The 17,429-nt window shown below is 67.7% G+C and carries 18 protein-coding genes; 9 read left to right on the forward strand and 9 right to left on the reverse strand.

Annotated features, from left to right (window positions below; translation table 11 throughout):
• Position 1: 1 nt before the first annotated feature.
• From ACFRAH_RS21490 to ACFRAH_RS21510, 5 genes are all read right to left on the reverse strand, one after another.
• On the reverse strand, positions 2-814 hold the full coding sequence (locus tag ACFRAH_RS21490) for a sugar phosphate isomerase/epimerase family protein (RefSeq protein WP_377992936.1): 813 nt from the start codon (positions 812-814) through the stop codon (positions 2-4).
• A complete protein-coding gene (locus tag ACFRAH_RS21495) occupies positions 811-1,632 on the reverse strand; it encodes a triose-phosphate isomerase family protein (protein WP_377992937.1) in 822 nt (273 codons plus the stop codon). Before ACFRAH_RS21495 ends, ACFRAH_RS21490 begins: the two co-directional genes overlap by 4 nt.
• A complete protein-coding gene (locus tag ACFRAH_RS21500; protein ID WP_377992938.1) occupies positions 1,616-2,086 on the reverse strand; it encodes a ribose-5-phosphate isomerase in 471 nt (156 codons plus the stop codon). The genes ACFRAH_RS21495 and ACFRAH_RS21500 overlap by 17 nt, the downstream gene beginning before the upstream one ends.
• Positions 2,083-3,837: a dihydroxyacetone kinase family protein gene (locus ACFRAH_RS21505; protein WP_377992939.1), complete on the reverse strand. Its 1,755-nt coding sequence runs from the start codon at positions 3,835-3,837 to the stop codon at positions 2,083-2,085. Before ACFRAH_RS21505 ends, ACFRAH_RS21500 begins: the two co-directional genes overlap by 4 nt.
• Positions 3,838-3,941: 104 nt before the next feature.
• Positions 3,942-5,306, reverse strand: a complete 1,365-nt coding sequence (locus tag ACFRAH_RS21510) for an MFS transporter (protein ID WP_377992940.1) — start codon at positions 5,304-5,306, stop codon at positions 3,942-3,944.
• Positions 5,307-5,520: 214 nt separating this feature from the next.
• On the opposite strand from ACFRAH_RS21510, the gene ACFRAH_RS21515 reads away from it, so the two are divergent.
• The 5 genes from ACFRAH_RS21515 (at position 5,521) to ACFRAH_RS21535 (ending at position 9,581) form a co-directional block, all read left to right on the forward strand.
• Positions 5,521-6,255 carry a FadR/GntR family transcriptional regulator gene (locus tag ACFRAH_RS21515; RefSeq protein ID WP_377992941.1) on the forward strand — a complete coding sequence of 245 codons (735 nt, stop codon included), beginning with the start codon at positions 5,521-5,523 and terminating at the stop codon, positions 6,253-6,255.
• Between the two features lie 71 nt (positions 6,256-6,326).
• Entirely contained in the window at positions 6,327-6,551 is a 225-nt protein-coding gene (locus tag ACFRAH_RS21520) for a sigma factor-like helix-turn-helix DNA-binding protein (RefSeq protein WP_377992942.1), read from the forward strand.
• Between the two features lie 294 nt (positions 6,552-6,845).
• Positions 6,846-8,141, forward strand: a complete 1,296-nt coding sequence (locus tag ACFRAH_RS21525; RefSeq protein ID WP_377992943.1) for an ATP-binding protein — start codon at positions 6,846-6,848, stop codon at positions 8,139-8,141.
• A 117-nt stretch (positions 8,142-8,258) separates the two neighbouring features.
• Positions 8,259-8,621 carry a cupin domain-containing protein gene (locus tag ACFRAH_RS21530; RefSeq protein ID WP_377992944.1) on the forward strand — a complete coding sequence of 121 codons (363 nt, stop codon included), beginning with the start codon at positions 8,259-8,261 and terminating at the stop codon, positions 8,619-8,621.
• Between the two features lie 102 nt (positions 8,622-8,723).
• Positions 8,724-9,581 carry a prephenate dehydratase gene (locus ACFRAH_RS21535; RefSeq protein WP_377992945.1) on the forward strand — a complete coding sequence of 286 codons (858 nt, stop codon included), beginning with the start codon at positions 8,724-8,726 and terminating at the stop codon, positions 9,579-9,581.
• Here the strand turns inward: ACFRAH_RS21535 and ACFRAH_RS21540 are convergent.
• Positions 9,578-10,810, reverse strand: coding sequence for a benzoate/H(+) symporter BenE family transporter (locus tag ACFRAH_RS21540; RefSeq protein ID WP_377992946.1), 1,233 nt, complete (start codon positions 10,808-10,810; stop codon positions 9,578-9,580). The genes ACFRAH_RS21535 and ACFRAH_RS21540 overlap by 4 nt on opposite strands.
• Before the next feature lie 108 nt (positions 10,811-10,918).
• Between ACFRAH_RS21540 and ACFRAH_RS21545 the strand changes: the two genes are divergently transcribed.
• From ACFRAH_RS21545 to ACFRAH_RS21555, 3 genes are all read left to right on the forward strand, one after another.
• The gene (locus ACFRAH_RS21545; protein WP_377992947.1) at positions 10,919-11,770 is read left to right on the forward strand and encodes a Rieske 2Fe-2S domain-containing protein; all 852 of its coding nucleotides are present in this window, start codon (positions 10,919-10,921) and stop codon (positions 11,768-11,770) included.
• Positions 11,771-11,877: 107 nt separating this feature from the next.
• Positions 11,878-12,306: a YciI family protein gene (locus tag ACFRAH_RS21550; protein WP_377992948.1), complete on the forward strand. Its 429-nt coding sequence runs from the start codon at positions 11,878-11,880 to the stop codon at positions 12,304-12,306.
• A gap of 29 nt (positions 12,307-12,335) precedes the next feature.
• Complete coding sequence (locus ACFRAH_RS21555; protein WP_377992949.1) at positions 12,336-13,592, forward strand: RNA polymerase sigma factor; 1,257 nt, start codon at positions 12,336-12,338, stop codon at positions 13,590-13,592.
• A gap of 56 nt (positions 13,593-13,648) precedes the next feature.
• Here ACFRAH_RS21555 and ACFRAH_RS21560 read toward each other — a convergent pair whose 3' ends face one another.
• Entirely contained in the window at positions 13,649-14,203 is a 555-nt protein-coding gene (locus ACFRAH_RS21560; protein WP_377992950.1) for an isochorismatase family protein, read from the reverse strand.
• A 181-nt stretch (positions 14,204-14,384) separates the two neighbouring features.
• On the opposite strand from ACFRAH_RS21560, the gene ACFRAH_RS21565 reads away from it, so the two are divergent.
• Positions 14,385-14,966, forward strand: coding sequence for an adenylate kinase (locus ACFRAH_RS21565; protein ID WP_377992951.1), 582 nt, complete (start codon positions 14,385-14,387; stop codon positions 14,964-14,966).
• 39 nt (positions 14,967-15,005) lie between these two features.
• Here ACFRAH_RS21565 and ACFRAH_RS21570 read toward each other — a convergent pair whose 3' ends face one another.
• Positions 15,006-15,674 carry a response regulator gene (locus tag ACFRAH_RS21570; RefSeq protein ID WP_377992952.1) on the reverse strand — a complete coding sequence of 223 codons (669 nt, stop codon included), beginning with the start codon at positions 15,672-15,674 and terminating at the stop codon, positions 15,006-15,008.
• A 12-nt stretch (positions 15,675-15,686) separates the two neighbouring features.
• Positions 15,687-17,264, reverse strand: coding sequence for an ATP-binding protein (locus ACFRAH_RS21575; protein ID WP_377992970.1), 1,578 nt, complete (start codon positions 17,262-17,264; stop codon positions 15,687-15,689).
• Positions 17,265-17,429 lie beyond the last annotated feature (165 nt).

Genomic DNA, 17,429 nt, shown 5'->3' on the forward strand with positions numbered 1-17,429 from the left:
TTCATTTGCTCCTTAGGAAATCGAGGCTTTGCTGGGTCCACTGGTTTTCGAGGCGGATGGTTTCGTCCTCGGAGTCCTGCCACGGCAGCCAGTGTTCGACGATCTGGTTGATGTTTCTTTCTTTGGGCTGAAGCTTCCGGACCATGTAGTCGTAGTCCAGGAGGCCTTCCCCGAGCGGCGCGCCGGAGTATGTGAACCCGACCCACCCCTCCTTGCGGCTGAACGCAAAGTCTTTGATGTGCATGTTCAGGACATGGGGTGCGACGGCGTCAATCACCTCACGCGGCGACTCCAGGGCCGCCACGGTGTTGGCCGGGTCGCTGCACACGCCCAGGTACAGGCTGCCGACGCGCTCCACGACCTCCAGGACCCGGGACGTGGGGACCTGCTCATACGTCTCGATGGCGATTTTCACTCCGGCTGCCTTGAACTCTGGCAGGACCGCGGTGAAGATCTCCACCGCCTCGTCCGCCGTCGGGGTGTGGCCCGGGGTGTTGAACATGGTCCGCAGCAGGGGTGCGCCGAGGATCCTGGCGATATGCAGGAACCGGCGCAGGTGCCCGGGCCGGATACCCTTGGTGCCCAACTCCAGGCTGATCCCCAGGGAATCCGCGGTGGCCCGCACGGCCTGCAGTTCGTCGTCGGTCATGGTTTCGACCGGCGCGTAGTCGCAGATCTGGAACAGGTCCACACCCAGCGCCGCGGTCCGTTCCAGCGCCTCGTGGATGCTCAGCGGTTTGCTGACCTGGTCCGAGAGCTGCCAGAAGAACGCGTAGCTGCTCAGGCCGATCCTTGATCCCCCGGCCCGGCTCATGCCCTGCCTCCAACAGGTTCCATGAGCCCGAGGCGGGCTGCGGCTTCGTCGAGGATGTCCTGCACTGCTGCGGGGTTGTGGGCGAAGCGCCCCAGGAAGAGTCCGGTGACGGCGGGGCCGAGCTGGCTGATGAGGCCGGGGCCGGCGCTGCCGCCGTAGATGACCCGGCTGTCTTCCTGGCCTTCGCGGGTGCGGAGGTGGGCGTCCAGCCCGGTGATGACGTCGCTGATGAACTCCGGGGATGCGGGTTCGGCCGCGCCGATGGCCCACTGCGGCTCGTAGGCCACGATGGTCCGTCCCAGGGCGCCGAGGCTTCCGGCGCGGTTCAGGACGCCGTCGATTTCGCGGATGCAGTGCTTGATGGCGTCCGCCGCGGTGCCGCGCCCGGGTTCGCCCGCACAGAGCACGGGGGTGAGGCCGTTGCGGTAAGCGGCGGCGGTCTTGAGCCCGATCACGTCGTCGTCCTCGCCGAAGATGCGGCGCCGTTCGGCGTGGCCCACCTCGGCGTACCGGCCGCCGGTTTCGGCCACCATCTTGCCGCTGACCTCGCCGGTGAAGGCGCCCTCGTCCTCCCAGAAGATGTCCTGGGCGCCCGCGGCTGCCCCGGCGGCCGACAGGATCCGCGCGCACTCGGGCAGCACCGGGTGGGCCGGCAGGGCGAACAGTTCAATGTCGCCGCTGCGAACGGCCGGGTGGGCCGAGGCGATCCGGGCCACGTCCCGGCACCAGTCCAGGGTGCGCTCGTAGCCGAAGTACATCTTCAGGCTGACGCCGATGATCGCGCCGGGCTGGGAAGGCTTGTTAGCAGGAAGTGACACCCTCGTAGTCCTTAATCAGGGTGACCTTCCCGGCGGAGGCCGAGGATTCGTCAAAGGTGTAGGTGAGCCATTCCTTGGCCAGGCGCCGGGCGAGTTCCAGGCCGATGACGCGCTGGCCCATGGTGAGGACCTGGGCGTTGTTGGAGAGGATGGAACGCTCAACCGAGAAGGAGTCGTGGGCGGTGACGGCGCGGACGCCGGGAACCTTGTTCGCCGCGATCGCGACGCCGAGGCCGGTGCCGCAGACCAGCAGGGCACGGTCGGCCTTGCCGGCGGCGATGAGTTCGGCGGCGGCGATGGCCACGGACGGGTAGGGGGTGTGGCTGGTGGCATCCACCCCGACGTCCTGCACGGATTCGACCAGTTCGGACGCTTCCAGGTCCGCCTTCAGGGCTTCCTTGTACTCGAATCCGGCGTCGTCGGAACCGATGACCAGGCGCAGTTTGGCGCTCATGCGTTCTCCTTAAGGGTTGTCTTCTGGACGTTTTCTGTGAGGGTGTTGTGGATGGCGCGGACGATCAGCGCCATGGACACGGCTCCGGCGTCCGGGGTGCCCAGGCTCTTCTCGGCGTGCGGGCGGGCACGGCCCATCAGGGGCAGCAGGTTGGCGGTTTCCTCGGCGGCCTGCTGGGCCACGGTGGCCGCCGCACCCCAGGCGTCGGTGAGCGACTGCCCGGTGCCGACAGCGGCGGACAGGGCGTCGCGGAACGGAACGAGGACGTCCACGAGGGTCTTGTCGCCCACCTTGGCCTTGCCAAAGCCCATGATCGCGGCCGCAGCGCCGGCTACACCAGTGGCGACAGCGCCGGCGTCGGGCGTGGTGCTGTCCCCGACCGCGTCACCGACGGCCCGCAGGGCCATGCCCCAGAGCGCACCGGAGGTGCCGCCGGCCCGGTCGGCCCAGGCGTCGGCGGCCAGGTGCAGGGTGGTGGCAGCGCCGGCACCGCGTTCGACGGCGTCCGTTGCGGCCTCGACCGCTGCCCGGACACCGCGTTCCATGCCGATGCCGTGGTCGCCGTCGCCGGCGACCGCATCGATGCGGCCCAGTTCCTCGACGTTGGCATCAACGACGTCCTTGGCGGCGCCAAGCGCGGCCAGGACCCGCACGGCAGCGGCGCGGGATTCGTCGGTGGCGTCCGGGATCGCCGTGGTTTCGGTATCGGTGGCGGCCGGTTCGTCCGCGCTCAGGGCAGCGGCGGTGATCGCGCCGCGGCGGAAGGCCGGGGCGTCGCACGGGGCGTTCCAAAGTTCTTCAAGCTCGGAATCGAGCCAGAACAGGGTCAGCGAGGTGCCCGCCATGTCGAAGCTGGTGACCAGCTCGCCGACCTGCGGGTCCACGGCCTCCACGCCGGCCTCGGCGAGGAGCTGCGCGACCCGGCGGTACACCACGAACAGCTCCTCGTACTTCACGCTGCCCAGGCCGTTGAGGATCGGCACCACCCGCGCGCCCTTGGCTTCGAGTCCGTCCGGGACCTCAGTGAGGAGCTTGCCCACGAGCAGCTCGGCGAGCTGGTCCGCCGTCGGAATGTCAGTTTCATCGATGCCGGGCTCGCCGTGGATGCCCATGCCCACCGCCATCCGGCCCTCCGGAACGGTGAACAGCGGGTTCTCGGCGCCCGGGAGGGTGCAGCCGGTGAATGCGACGCCGAAGGAGCGGGTGCGGTCGTTGGCGCGCCCCGCGATTTCGACGACCTCGTCCATGGAGTAGCCGGCCTCGGCGGCTGCGGCTGCGACCTTGAAGACCGTCAGGTCACCGGCGATGCCGCGGCGCTTGTGCCGTTCGGCCAGCGGGGCGGAGGAAACGTCGTCGGTCACGGCCATGCTGCGGCAGTCGATGCCCTCCGCGCGGAGCCTGTCCTGGGCCTGGGTGAAGTGCAGGACGTCGCCGGCGTAGTTGCCGTAGCCCAGCAGGACACCGCCGCCGTTGTTCGCGGCCTTGGCCACACTGTAGACCTGCTGCGCGGACGGGGACGCGAAGAGGTTGCCCATCGCCGCGCCGTGCGCCAGGCCCTGGCCCACCAGTCCGGCGAAGGCCGGGTAGTGGCCGGAACCGCCGCCGATCACCAAAGCCACCGTCTCCGGAGTGCTTCTGGTGCTGCGGGCCACGCCGCCGTTGACGCGCCGCACCCACCGGTCGTGCGAGGCAACAAAGCCTTCGATCATCTCATCAGCAAACGCTGCGGGTTCATTGAACAGGCGGGTCATTGGGAGCTCCTGGGGCCTTTCAGTGGAAATCGTGGGGAAGCCGCGGTTGAAGCCGCGTCGGGGTGGTGGTGACCCAACTGACTGGCAGTCGGGCAGGCCCGCACTCAGGGTTCGGAGTGGTGCCCGGCGCCTGTGGGGTCCAGTGCCTCGGCGGGCACGCCCTCGCTGACCTTGCCCGAGCGGCTAAGTGCCACCATCAGGATGCAGGACAAGAGCATGAAGCCACCGACGACGAACATCGGGACGGCGTAGCTGCCGGTCCAGTCCTTGAGCCAGCCGGTGATGTAGCCGGCGCTGAAGCCTGCCAGGTTGCCCATGGTGTTGATGAGGGCGATGCCGGCCGCGGCGGCCGCACCGGTGAGGAACTGGGTGGGGACGGTCCAGAAGTTGGGCAGCGCCGCGAAGATGGACATGGCCGTGATGGTGATGACGGCGATGGTGGCTGCCGGCGATCCGGCAAACAGGGCCAGCGGGATGCTCAGGCCGCCCACCAGGGCAGGGATCGCGATGTGCCAGGTCTTGACGCCCCGCTTGGTGGCGTCCTTGGACCAGAAGTACAGGGCGAAGGCCGCGGGCAGGTACGGGATCGCGGTGATGAGCCCCTTCTGGAAGACATCGAACTTGGTGCCGTAGATGCCTTCGAAGCCGGAGATGATGGTAGGCAGGAAGAATCCGAGGGCGTAGAGGCCGTAGATGAAGCCGAAGTAGATCGCCGAGAGCACCCAGACGCGGCCGTTGCCGAAGACGGTGCGGACGCTGACGTGCTTGTTGCTGGCGACGGTTTCGTTCTTTTCCTTCTCCAGGGCGCCGGTCAGCCAGGTCTTCTCGTCGGCGGTGAGCCACTTGGCCTTGGCCGGGGAGTCTGCCAGGTAGAACCACGCGATGACACCGATGATGATCGCCGGGAGCGCGACACCGAAGAACATGACGCGCCAGCCGGCGAGGCCAAAGAGTCCGTGCTGCTGGATGAGGAGGCCGGCCAGCGGTGCACCGATCACGGTGGTCAGCGGCTGGGCCAGGTAGAAGAGGGCGAGGATCTTGCTGCGGTGCCGGGCCGGAACCCAGAGGCTCAGGAAGAGAATGGCGCCGGGGAAGAAGCCGGCCTCGGCAACGCCGAGGATGAAGCGCAGGATGTAGAGCTGCTCAACGTTGCCGACCCAGGTGAACAGGAGCGAGACGATGCCCCAGCTGACCATGATGCGGGCCAGCCAGCGCCGCGCGCCGAACTTGTGCAGTGCCAGGTTGCTGGGGACCTCGAGCAGGATGTAGCCGATGAAGAAGACGCCGGAGGCGAAGCCGAACTGCGCCGCACCGAGGGCCAGGTCCGTGTTCATGCCGTTGGGGCCGGCAAAGGAAATGGCCGTGCGGTCCAGGTAGTTGATGAAGAACATCAAAGCGACGAACGGCACCAGCCGGATTGCCACTTTCCTGATTGCAGATCGTTCGACCACCGATTGTGTGGTGTCCACATTGACTCCTAGATGTTGGTATCCCCGGCCGCGCCCTGCTCTGGAGGCTTGGGGGTTGTCTCAATGCCGACCGCCGGGAGGAGACCGGCATTGGCTAAGCGTGTGAGATCAACCATACGACCGGAAAGGCAAATTGGTCAACCGGTTGACGAATTCTCCGTACTCGTGCCGGGTTGCCCCCAAAAATTGGTCAGCCGGTTGCTACCCTTTGAAGATGCCCGAAAACTCCACAGCCGCTATCAGCGCAGCCCTTGGCCCCATGGAACAGGGATCGGTGGTGTCCGAAGTCGCCGAGCGCCTGCTGGCCTACTTCACCAGCGGAGACATCGCAGCGGGCACGAGGCTTCCTGCCGAACGCACGCTTGCGGCATCCCTCGGCGTGGGCAGGTCAGCAGTCCGCGAAGCCTTGGCGGCCTTGGAGATCCTGGGCATCGTGATTGTGCGGCCCGGCTCCGGCACCTATCTGCGGGACGGCGTCTCGGAACTCCTGCCCCGGACCCTGAGCTGGGGCCTGATGCTGGGCGCCCCGCGCACCCGCGAGCTGGTGGAGCTCCGGAGCGGACTCGAGGTACAGGCCGCACAGCTGGCCGCCGAACGCATCGACGATGCGGCGCTGGAGCGCATGCGCGCCAACCTGCAGTCCATGGAGGAGAACCTCGAGGACCTGGCCGCTTTCGTCGAGGCGGACGCCGCCTTCCACCGCGAGATCGCCGTCGGTTCAGGCAACGATGTGCTCCGTGAGCTGCTGCAAAGCATCCGCTCCCTGCTTCGCATCTGGGTTGACCGGGCCCTCACCGATGAAGGCCACGCCGCCGCGGCGCTGAAGGAACACCGCGAAATCTTCGCAGCACTCGAAGCCCACGACCCCGCTGCCGTCACAGCGACGATGCGCTCCCACATGCAGACCGCATCACGCCGCCTGCTCGCAGGATTCGACGCAGCCCAGTAGGGGTGTGGGGCGCCCTGTTTGGGGGTGCCCGCCGTCAGGAATCCCGAAGGCCGGGGCGACAGCCTGTTGCCATGGTCAACGCGCAGAGCGAGCCGGCCGCCTCCCGCGTCAGCGAGGCCCTGATGATGCTCGACGTGGAGCAGCGCGACGTTCTGCTCGCCCTCCACTACGGCCGGCTCACGGTGGCCGAGGCGGCAACACAGTTCGGCATTTCCCCGGCGCTGGTCAGCCACCGGGCGCTCGCAGCCCTGAGAACCCTGCGGCGGCTCCTGGAGCAGGACGCACAGACCCCTTAGAGCTCCTCGTTGAGCGCTACTGGCAGCCTGGAAAAATCAACGGTTTTCCTAACCTGTATAGCGCGGAAAAGGTCGCTTTATCTCATGTGATTTCCGGCTCATACTTTTGAGACGACCCCCGGAAGAGAACGAGACTGCCATGACACGCACCGCCACCGACTACCGCACGAATTCAGGCAATGACGCCGCAGTGAATGACATGTGCGACGACTCCGCCTACTGCTTTTACTGCAACGGGCCGGAAACCGACTGATGCCCCTCCCCGCGCCTGCACCCATGCGACGGACAGGACACATGAAACCCTGGCGCCTTCGCGAGTTCCACCCGGAGGACCTTGACCAGCTGGTGGAGGTTTGGCAGGAGTCCCGGAATCCTGGGAAGCCGGCCGTCTACAGCCTGTCCGAGGTCCTTGCCGCCTGCACGGAACAGCAGGCCGTCGTGGCCATCGCCGGCGACCGTCTGATCGGCGCCGCCGCGGCCACCATCGAAGAGGACCGCGCCTGGGTGATCATGCTCGCCCAGGCCGCGGACTGGCGGGACCAGGGCCTGGGCAGCGCACTTCTTGCCGGCCTGGAGTCCCGGCTCATGGCCCGCGGGGTACTTCGGATATCCGCGCTGGTCCGCTCAAGCGAGTCACCAGTCAGAGCCTTTTCCAACAGCAAGTACGGAGTGGAGGACGGCCTCCTCTACTATGAGCGCGTGGTCCCGGTCCAGCGCCAGGAGATCGGGCCGCTGAGCCAGCTTGGCGGCCGCGTGCTCCCCCGCGGACTGTGGGAGTTGATGGCGGGCATGCACAAGGAGAAGGAACTCATTGAGCAGCGGCTGATCCTCCCCCTCGCACGGACGGATCTTGCCGCCTCCCTCGGCGTCGTTCCGCCGCGCGCCGTCATGCTGTTCGGGCCTCCGGGGACAGGTAAGACCACCTTCGCGAAGGCTGTGGCTTCCCGGCTGGAATGGCCCTTCGTCGAGGTTTCCCCGTCCCGCCTCGCGTCGGATCCGAGAGGACTCGCGGCCGCGCTCCGGCAGACCTTTCAGGACATCTCCCACCTCGACCACGCAGTTGTCTTCATCGATGAGGTGGAGGAGATCGCCGCGCAGCGCGGAGGAAAGCCGCCCTCACCCCTGCAGGGCGTCACGAATGAGCTGCTGAAAATCATTCCCGCCTTCCGTGAACAGGAAGGGCGGATCCTCATCTGCGCCACCAATTTCATCCGGGCCTTGGACACGGCGTTCCTGCGGCACGGACGCTTCGACTACGTGATTCCGATCGGGCTGCCCGATCCGGCCGCACGGGAAGCCATCTGGACCAAGTACATTCCGGAGGCTGCCGCCCGGCACGTGGATGTGGCCGCTCTGGCCCGGAAAACGGAACGCTTTTCGCCCGCGGACATCGAATTCGCTGCGCGGAAGGCGTCGCAGCGAGCACTGGAGGTCGCGGTGCGGGAGTCAGCGGGCGGCGCCGGGCAGCCGGCCGAGGGCACGTTGACCACTGGCAGCTACCTCGAGGCCGTCAGCCAGACAAAGGCAACGGTCACCGAATCCATGGTCAGCGAATTCCGGGAGGACATCGAGCGGCTGGCCCGCACCTAGACCTGGCAGGGCCTTGACAGGCCAGTAAAGCGGGCCTACAACGTGCCTATCGGGCAGCAACATCTGCATTCCGAGCGTTCATCCCAGAAGCAGGAACACCCACAGCAGGAGGCAAAGATGCCAGGTCTAATCCGCAAGAGTTTCGACTCCCCCGAGGAAACCCGGCCGTTTGAGGACGGCAAGGGCCAGCTCCAGCTGGTCCACATGGAGGGCGGCGGCGTGGGCCGGGCCACGTTCGAGGCAGGCTGGCGGTGGTCAGAGCACGTGAAACCGATCGCCAAGACGGACCGTTGCCAGGCGGCCCACAAGGGATACTTCGTCTCCGGCCGGATGAAGGTGGTCATGGATGACGGCGAGGAGATGGAGTACGGGCCCGGCGACTTCGCGGTCATCCCGCCCGGGCATGATGCCTGGACCGTTGGCGATGAAGCCTGCGTGGTGATCGACTGGCAGGGGTTCACTGACTACGCGAAGAGGTAGTCACCGTTCAGGTCAGGCGGCACTGCCTGGATCAGGCAGCGCTGTTTCCATTGGGCGGCGCCGTTTGGAATTGCTGGCGCCGGGCGTGACATCATACGGAACATGGCCCAGAAAATTGCGTTCCAGGGTGAGCCCGGCGCCAACTCCGATATCGCCTGCAAGCAGATGTTCCCGGACATGGAGAGCGTTCCCTGCGCCAGCTTCGAGGACGCCTTCGAGCTGGTGTCCAGCGGCGCGACGGATCTGGCCATGATCCCGATCGAGAACTCCATCGCAGGCCGGGTGGCCGACATCCACCTGCTGCTGCCGCACTCGGGCCTGCAGATCGTGGGAGAGTTCTTCCTGCCCATCCACTTCGACCTGCTCGGCATCCCGGGCAGCACCATCGACGGTGCCACCGAGGTCCACAGCCACATTCATGCCCTGGGCCAGTGCCGGAAGCTGATCCGCGAGGCCGGGCTCAAACCCGTGATCGCGGGCGACACCGCCGGATCGGCCCGCGAGGTGCGCGAATGGAACGATCCCACCAAGCTGTCCCTCGCACCGCCGCTCGCTGCCGAACTCTACGGCTTGGAAGTCCTGGCCTCTGCGGTCGAGGACGACCCCTCCAACACCACCCGCTTTGTGGTCCTGGCCCGGGAAACGGAACTGCCGGCCCGGGAAGCACTGCCCGGCCCGGCTGTCACCAGCTTCGTGTTCCGTGTGCGGAACGTCCCCTCCGCCCTCTACAAGGCGCTGGGTGGCTTCGCCACGAACGGCGTGAACATGACACGGCTTGAAAGCTACATGGTGGGCAACGAGTTTGCCGCCACCATGTTCATGGTCGACGTCGAAGGGCACCCCGAGGACCTGCCGCTCAGCCGGGCCCTGGAGGAACTGGACTTCTTCACCACCGAGGTGTGGATCCTTGGCGTCTACCCGGCCGCCGAACACAGGACACAGCGGGCCGCCAGCAATTAACCCGCAGTTTTGCCGTGCGGCTTGTTCCGGTTCTTGAGAACCTCCCGGACCAGGAGGCCCGCAAGCAGGGCCCAGAACGCCGCCCCGACACCCATGAAGCTCAGCCCCGACGCGGCGACGAGGAAGGTCACCACAGCGCCCGTCCGTTCACCCGGTTCCGCAAGAGCCGAGGCGGCGGACCCGGCGAGTGTGCCCAGCAGGGCGAGCCCGGCGACGGCTTCCAGCACCCCCGCAGGAGCGGCAGCCACCAGGGCGGCGAGTCCGGCGGAGAAGGCGCCCAGGAGCAGGTACGCGAATCCTGACACGAGACCGGCCACCCAGCGCCGGCCCCGGTCTGCGCCTGCTTCCTCACCGGCGGCCAGCGCAGCGCTGAGCGCGGCAAGGTTGATGGCGTGCCCGCCGAACGGCGCGGCCAGCAGGGTTCCGGCGCCGGTGACCAGCATGGAGGCGCGCCACGGCGCCTGATACCCGAAGGACCCCAGTACCGCCACCCCGGGTACGTTCTGGGACGCCATGGTGACGATGTACAGCGGCAGCGCGATGCCCGCCACAGCGCCCAGCGACCAGGAAGGTGCGGTCCACTCCACGCCCGGCAGCAGGCCGTCCGTCGGCACGGCCCCGCCGTCAGCAGCCAGCCGCACCACGATGCCGGCGAGCGCCACGGCCAGAGCGCCGGGGACCGACCAGCGTGGCGCGAACTTTGACAGCAGCAGCCAGCACAGAAGGACCGGAACCACCAGCAGCGGAGCGGTCTGCAGCGCCTTCACCGGGGCAAGGCACAGCGGCAGCAGAACCCCCGCCAGCATGGCTTGCGCGAGGGGCGTCGGGATACTGCTGATGAGTCTGCCCAAGGGCCGCACCAACCCGGTCACAGCGATCAGGACCCCGGTCACCAGGAAGGCGCCGACGGCGGCCTGCCACCCGCCGTCGGGAACTCCCGCAACCGCCAGCAGGGCGGCCCCAGGAGTTGACCAGGCGAGGGTCACCGGAAGCCGGCTCCGCCAGGCGAGGAGCACCACCCCGGCCCCGACCACCAGGCACAGGGCCAGGAGGCCGCTCGACGCCTGCTGGGGGCTGGCCCCCACGGCGCGGAGGCCGGAGAGGACCACGGCGAAGGTGGAGGTGAAGCCGACAAGCGCCGTCACGATGCCCGCCATGACCGGCTTCACCAGCCCTTCGGAAACCGGGGCGGCAGGGTCGCGGGATATACGGGGCGATGACAGCGGCATGTGAAATCACGTTACCGGAGACTGCCGTCCCGGCACCTTGTCATGGTGTGCACAGCGATGCAGACTGGTGCAGCACCTGCCCTGACCCCCAGGCCGAAGGAGTCCGCCATGAACCCGTTGCATGCGCTAGTTGATGCCATTGAACACTTTGACCGGCTGGACGGGGTGGCCTCGGCCATCTCCACGGTTGTGGGAAAAGCCGTCCGGCCGCGGGCTGTCCGCAACACCCTCAGCGGCACGTCGCTGGGCCACCCGCTGCATCCGGTTCTGACGGACTTCCCCATCGGGGCCTGGACCATGGCAACACTCCTCGACGCCGTGGGAGGGCCTGTCTCCGAACCGGCGGCCGACATTCTGGTCGCCGCGGGAATAGCAACGGCCGTTCCAACCGCTGCCGCAGGCCTCAACGACTGGTCCGACACCCAGGGGAAGTCGCGGCGGGTGGGACTCGTCCATGCGGTCGCCAACGGCACGGCGCTCTGCCTGTTCTCGTCGTCGGCCGTGGCACGGGCCTGCGGCAACCGGCCGGCGGGAAAGGTTCTTGGCCTGGCCGGCTTCGGGGTGCTGATGTTTGGCGGCTTCCTCGGCGGCCACCTCGTGTTCGGCAACGCGGTCAACGTCAACAAGACGGCAGCCAGGACAGGACCCCGGCAGTGGACGCCTGTTCTTGCCGAGTCCGAGCTCGCGGACGGTGCGCTCCGCAAGGTCGATGCCGGGAAGGTCTCGGTCCTGCTGTACCGCTCCGGCTCCGGAATCCAGGCGCTGGACAGCGTGTGCAGCCACATGGGCGGTCCGCTGGACGAAGGCACGATCGCCGACGGCTGCGTCACCTGCCCCTGGCACGGCAGCACGTTCCGGCTCGACGACGGCCACATAGTCCGCGGGCCGGCAACCACGCCCCAGCCCAGCTACGAAGCCAGGACGAACGAGGGCCAGATTGAGGTCCGCCGGCGCGCCTAAGCCTGCCCGCAAAAAAACTTCCGGCAGCCTGTCGATTTCCGCAAACCCCGTTCGACGGAATAGTAGACGGACGCACACGGCGTCCACGTCAAGGCAAGGAGAGAACCATGAAGTACATGTTCATCATGCGCGCCACGGACGAAGCCATCGAAGCGTCAAAGCAGGTTCCGTTCGAGGAGATCCTCAACCAGATGGGTGCCTACAACGAGCAGCTCATCAAGGCAGGCGTGATGCTCGCCGGAGAGGGCCTGACCGACCTGTCCGAAGGTTCGGCCTTCGTGGTCGATTTCTCCGACGAACCGCCCGTGGTGACGGACGGCCCCTACGGCGAAACGCATGAGCTGTTCAACGGCTTCTGGATTGTCCAGGTGGCTTCCAAGGATGAGGCGAAGGAGTGGGCCAGCCGCTGCCCGCTGGGCCCCGGATCGAAACTTGAAGTCCGCCGGATCGCTGAGGCCGACGACTTCGCCGACTTCGCGGACAACGAGTACATCAAGAAGGAAGCGGTGTGGCGCCAGGAGCTGAACCAGCCCTGAGCCGGCGGTAAGGGAAGCGGAGCAAGGCGGTGAGCGGGCAGGCGGGGAATCAGGACGCGGCAGCCGCGGTCCGGCGCCGGCTTGATGCCCTCTGGCGCATCGAGGGCGCACGCATCGTCGCGGCCCTCGCCCGTGCCACCCGGGATGTCGGTTTCGCCGAGGACCTGGCCCAGGAAGCCCTGGCCGAGGCACTGGTGCAATGGCCGGAATCCGGGACGCCGGCCAACCCTGCCGCCTGGCTCACCGCCGTCGCCAAGCGCAAAGCCATCGACGCATGGCGGCGTTCCGAGCGCCTCGGGGAGCGTTACCGGGGCATGGCGCGGGACCTGGAAGACGACGACGGCGTGGCCTGGGTTCCGCTGGAGGACGACGTCCTCCGGCTCGTCTTCACCGCCTGCCATCCGGTCCTCGCCCGGGAAGCCCAGATGGCGCTGACGCTGCGGGTAGTGGGCGGCCTCACCACCGAGGAGATCGCGCGGCTGTTCCTGGTTCCCGTCGCCACCGTGCAGCAGCGCATCGTGCGGGCCAAGAAAACGCTCGCTGCGGCCCAGGTGCCCTTCGAGGTTCCCGAGCCGAACGAGTGGGGAGCGCGGCTGGGAGCGGTCCTCGGCGTCGTCTATCTGATGTTTACGGAAGGCTATGCCGCCACCACGGGATACGCGTGGATCAGACCCGACCTGGCCCGGGAGGCCCTGCGGATCGGCCGCATTTTGGCCGGGCTGGTTCCCCGCGAGCCCGAGGCCCACGGACTGGTGGCCCTGATGGAGTTCCAGGCCTCCCGCTTCCCTGCCCGCACTGCTCCGGACGGTTCTCCGGTCCTCCTGGCGGACCAGGACCGGACCCGGTGGGACCGGGCGCAGATCGGCCGGGGCCGTGCCGCCCTGCGGCGGTGCGATGCGCTGGGCCGGGGCCGCGGCAACTACGCGCTGCAGGCCGCGATTGCCGAATGCCATTCGACAGCGCCAAGCGTCGACGAGACCGACTGGCAGCGCATTGTCCTGCTCTACGAGGCGCTGGGCAGGATCGCTCCCAGCCCAGTAGTGGAACTGAACCGGGCCGTGGCGGTGTCCATGGCGACCGGACCGGCAGCCGCGCTGGTGATCGTGGACGGCCTCGCCTCCGGAGGCGCGCTGCGCGGAACGCATCTGCTGCCCAGCGTCCGCGGTGAACTGCTGGTCCGGCTCGGTCGGACCGACGAGGCCCGCTCCGAATTCGTTGCGGCGGCCGGGCTGGCCAGGAACCAGCGCACGCGGGAACTCCTGGAGGAGCGCGCCGCCGGAATATAGCCGGCACCCCAGCCGCCCGTCAGTTCAACCACCCGTCAGTTCAGCCACCCGTCAGTTCAGCCGCTGAACGTGACGTCCTTTGCGTCTGCCACCGCAGCCGTCCGGCCAGGCCCTGCGTGGTATTTCCAGTAGAGGTTCGTGTGGGCGATGACCTGGTCCGGCGGAGGAGCACCCCATTCCGTCAGGTCCTCCGTAGTGTGGGCGTCGCCGACCAGCGTCACGTCGTAGCCGCGGACGAACGCGCCGTGGATGGTGGACCTGATGCATTCGTCTGTCTGCGCTCCGGCGACCAGCAGCCGGCCCACCCCCGCGGCCGCCAGCACCTGCTCCAGATCGGTGCCCTCGAAGGCGTCGCTGAACGACTTGTGAACCAGCGGCTCCTGCTCGCGGCGCCCCAGCTCAGGCACGTACTCCCAGGCCTCACTCCCCCTCTCCAGCCGGCCGTCGGAATGCTGCACCCAGACCACCTGGACCCCTGCTTCGCGGGCCCGGTCCACCAGCACGGCGATGTTGGACACCACGGCGTCCCGCCCATGCGCTTCGGCCACCACCCCGTTCTGCATATCAAGCACCATCAGCGCGGTGTGGGGCCGGTCCGGCAGTGTGGTCATGGCGGTCTCCTTTGCCGGTGGGCGGCGTCCGGCGTGCGGTATCCGGTGATGTGGTGGAACCCAGCCTAGGAGCCGGCAACGCCCTTGGGAACAGCCCTCCGTCGGGATCACCCATTGCAGGCGGAGCGGACGCACGGGAGAATGGGCGCAGCATGCTTTCTCGGCAGATCGGACCAAAAGCATGACCCGCATCCTGCTCATCGGCCCGCCCGGCTCCGGCAAAGGCACCCAGGCGCGCCGCCTCAGCGGACAGCTGCACATCCCGGAGATCTCCACCGGGGACATGTTCCGCAGCCATCTGGCCAACGGCTCGCCCCTGGGCCGGGAAATCAAGGAATTTCTCGACGCCGGCAACCTCGTCCCGGACAATCTCACCACCGCCATGCTGCGGGAGAGACTGCAGGAACGCGACGCGAGGAGCGGCTTCCTCCTGGACGGCTACCCGCGCACCGTGAGCCAGATGGACGACCTCGACGCCATCCTGGACGCCACTGGGACCAGCCTCGATGCCGTGGTGGAAATTGCCGCCGGCGACGACGAGATCGTCCGGCGGCTGCTGCTCCGCTCCGAGGCCGAGGGGCGAAGCGATGACACCGAGGACGTCATCCGCCACCGGCTGGAGCTGTACCGGCAGGAAACCGAGCCCGTCATCGAACGCTACGGCCGCCGCGCCCTGCTGGTGCGCGTTGACGGCACGGCGGATATCGACGCGGTCACGGTCAGTGCGCTGCAGGGCATCGAAGAAGTCAGGGCGCGGCCCTAAGGCTCGCGTTCGTGAAGACTGTGGCCCGGGGGACGCCGGTCACCCCGCCTTCCACACGTACCGCCGCTCGGGACGTCCGACGCCGTACTTGAGGCTCACATCCACCAGCCCCTCGTCGTTGAGGTACTCCAGATAGCGCCTCGCGCTGACCCGCGACGTCCCCACCTGCACCGCCAGCTCGGCGGCCGACACGTCGCCGTCGGCGCCGCGCAGCGCCTTCTCCACCATCTGAAGCGTCTCGGAGCTGCAGCCCTTGGGCAGCGGACGGTCCGCGCGCTCCAGCCCGAAAACACGGTTGACGTCCGACTGCTCCGCCACGTCCTTGGACGAGGCCAGGCTCTGGTAGGTGGTGCGGTAGTGCTCGAGGCGCTCCTGCAGATCGGTCTGGGAGAACGGCTTGATGAGGTAGTGCACGATCCCGCCACGAAGCGCCTTCCGCACCGTCTCCACCTCGCGCGCGGCACTGATCACCAGCACGTCCAGTTCCGGGGCCACGTCCCGCAGCCGGTGCATCAGGTCCAGGCCGTTGATGTCCGGCAGGTGGATGTCCAGCAGCACCAGGTCCGGCTGCAGCCGTTCGGTCTCCAGCACTGCCTGCGCGCCGGTGTGCGCAACGCCGACGACGGCGAAACCCGGCGTGCGCTGGATGAAGCCGGCATGGACTTTGGCCACCATGAAGTCGTCGTCGACGATCAGTACGTTGATCAAGTCAGCTCCTCTTTAAGCATCGGCGTTGCCCTTATGCATCAGCACTGCCGTAAACACTGCGCCGTGGTCGTTCCGCACGGCAAGCCGCCCGCCGCGGCGCTGGCAGACCACCCTGGCGAGCGCCAAACCATAGCCGCGGCCGCCGTCGGGCGAATTCTTGGTACTGAACCCCTGCCGGAAAATGTCGTCCATGACCTCCACCGGGACCCCCGGTCCGGAGTCCCGCACGTCAACCCGCACGCCGCCGTCGTCCTCCCCGATCAGTACCTCGACCTTCGCTTCGGCGGTGTTGGTGACGGCGTCGAGTGCGTTGTCCACCAGGTTGCCCACCACGGTGGTCAGGTCACGGGACAGTTCCTCATCCACCTTGCCCAGCCGGGATTCCTCCGCGAGCTGCAGGGACACCCCGCGCTCAGCGGCGAGGCTCGACTTGGCGATGAGGAGCGCGGCGAGGGCGGGGTCCTCGATCCTGCTGGTCACCTCGTCATTCAGGCGGGTCCGGTTCGACGTGGTGCCGTTGACGAACTGCACGACTGCGTCATACTCGCCGATCTGGATCAGGCCGGAGATCGTGTGCAGCTGGTTGGCGAACTCGTGCGCCTGCGCCCGGAGGGTGTCGGTGGCCGTCCGCGTCGTGCCCAGTTCACGTTCCAGGGAGGCAAGCTCCGTCCGGTCGCGCAGGGTGGTCACCGAGCCAATCACCCGTCCGTGCGAGCGCATCGGCATCCGGTTCAGCACCACCAGCCTCTCACCCACGAGGACCAGCCGGTCCGGGCCCGGCTGGTCCTCGGTGAGGACCTCGCGCAGCACCGGCGGCACCGCAGGGCTGCCCAGGTCCTTGCCCACGCAGTCGTGCGGCAGGTTCAGCAGGCTCCGCGCACTGTCGTTGACCACCGTGATCCGCTGCTGCGGGTCCAGCGCCACCACGCCTTCCTTGAGCCCGTGCAGCATCGCCTCCCGGTTCTCCACGAGGCCGGTGATCTCGTCCGGCTCCATGCCCAGCGTCTGGCGCTTGACTCGGCGCGCCAGCAGGAGCGAGCCGGCCACGCCCAGGACGCTCGCCACCCCCAGGTACGTCAGCAGGTTGGGGACCGCATCGACCAGCCGCTCCAGCACCGACGGGTAGTTCCTGCCGACGACGGCAATCCCCACCATTTTTCCGGCGTTGTCCAGCACGGGCACGTGTGCGGCGACCGCCTCGGCGGCGCCCGTTCCCACCACCCCGGTCCAGGCCCTGCCGGACATCACGGCACTGTCGCCGAGTTCCAGCCGGCGGCCCTCCTGGGACGGGTCCGACGACGTCACCACCGTCCGGTCGGACCGCGCCAGTGCAACCTGGGAGGAACCCGAAATCGTCCGCACCGCTTCAGCGACCGAGGGCAGCACCGAACTGCCCTGCGGCTGGGCATCGGGCAGGAGGCTGCGGACGGCAGGGTTCGCTGCCAGCGTCTCCGCAGCGGAGAGCGCCCGGCGGCCCTCGACCCGTTCAAATGCCGCGGCCGACTGGGCGAGCGAGATTGCCACGACGGCCACCAGCACGGCCAGCACAATCAGGAGTTGCAGCCGAAGATACTGCCCCGCAAGGGACATTCCTCGCCGTCGAGTCATGTGCTGCTGTTCTTCCTGTGGGTCCGTGGGTGGGGTGAACTATACCTGACACGGTACCGGCCAACCCCTTCGTTCGCCGCCCTGTGCGGCGGCGGAAACGTGAACGAAATGAACTTAACTTTCTCTGCTTACACAAGAGTGAGCCCC

The organism is Arthrobacter sp. NPDC056727 (genome assembly GCF_042790555.1).
Classification (GTDB): domain Bacteria; phylum Actinomycetota; class Actinomycetes; order Actinomycetales; family Micrococcaceae; genus Arthrobacter.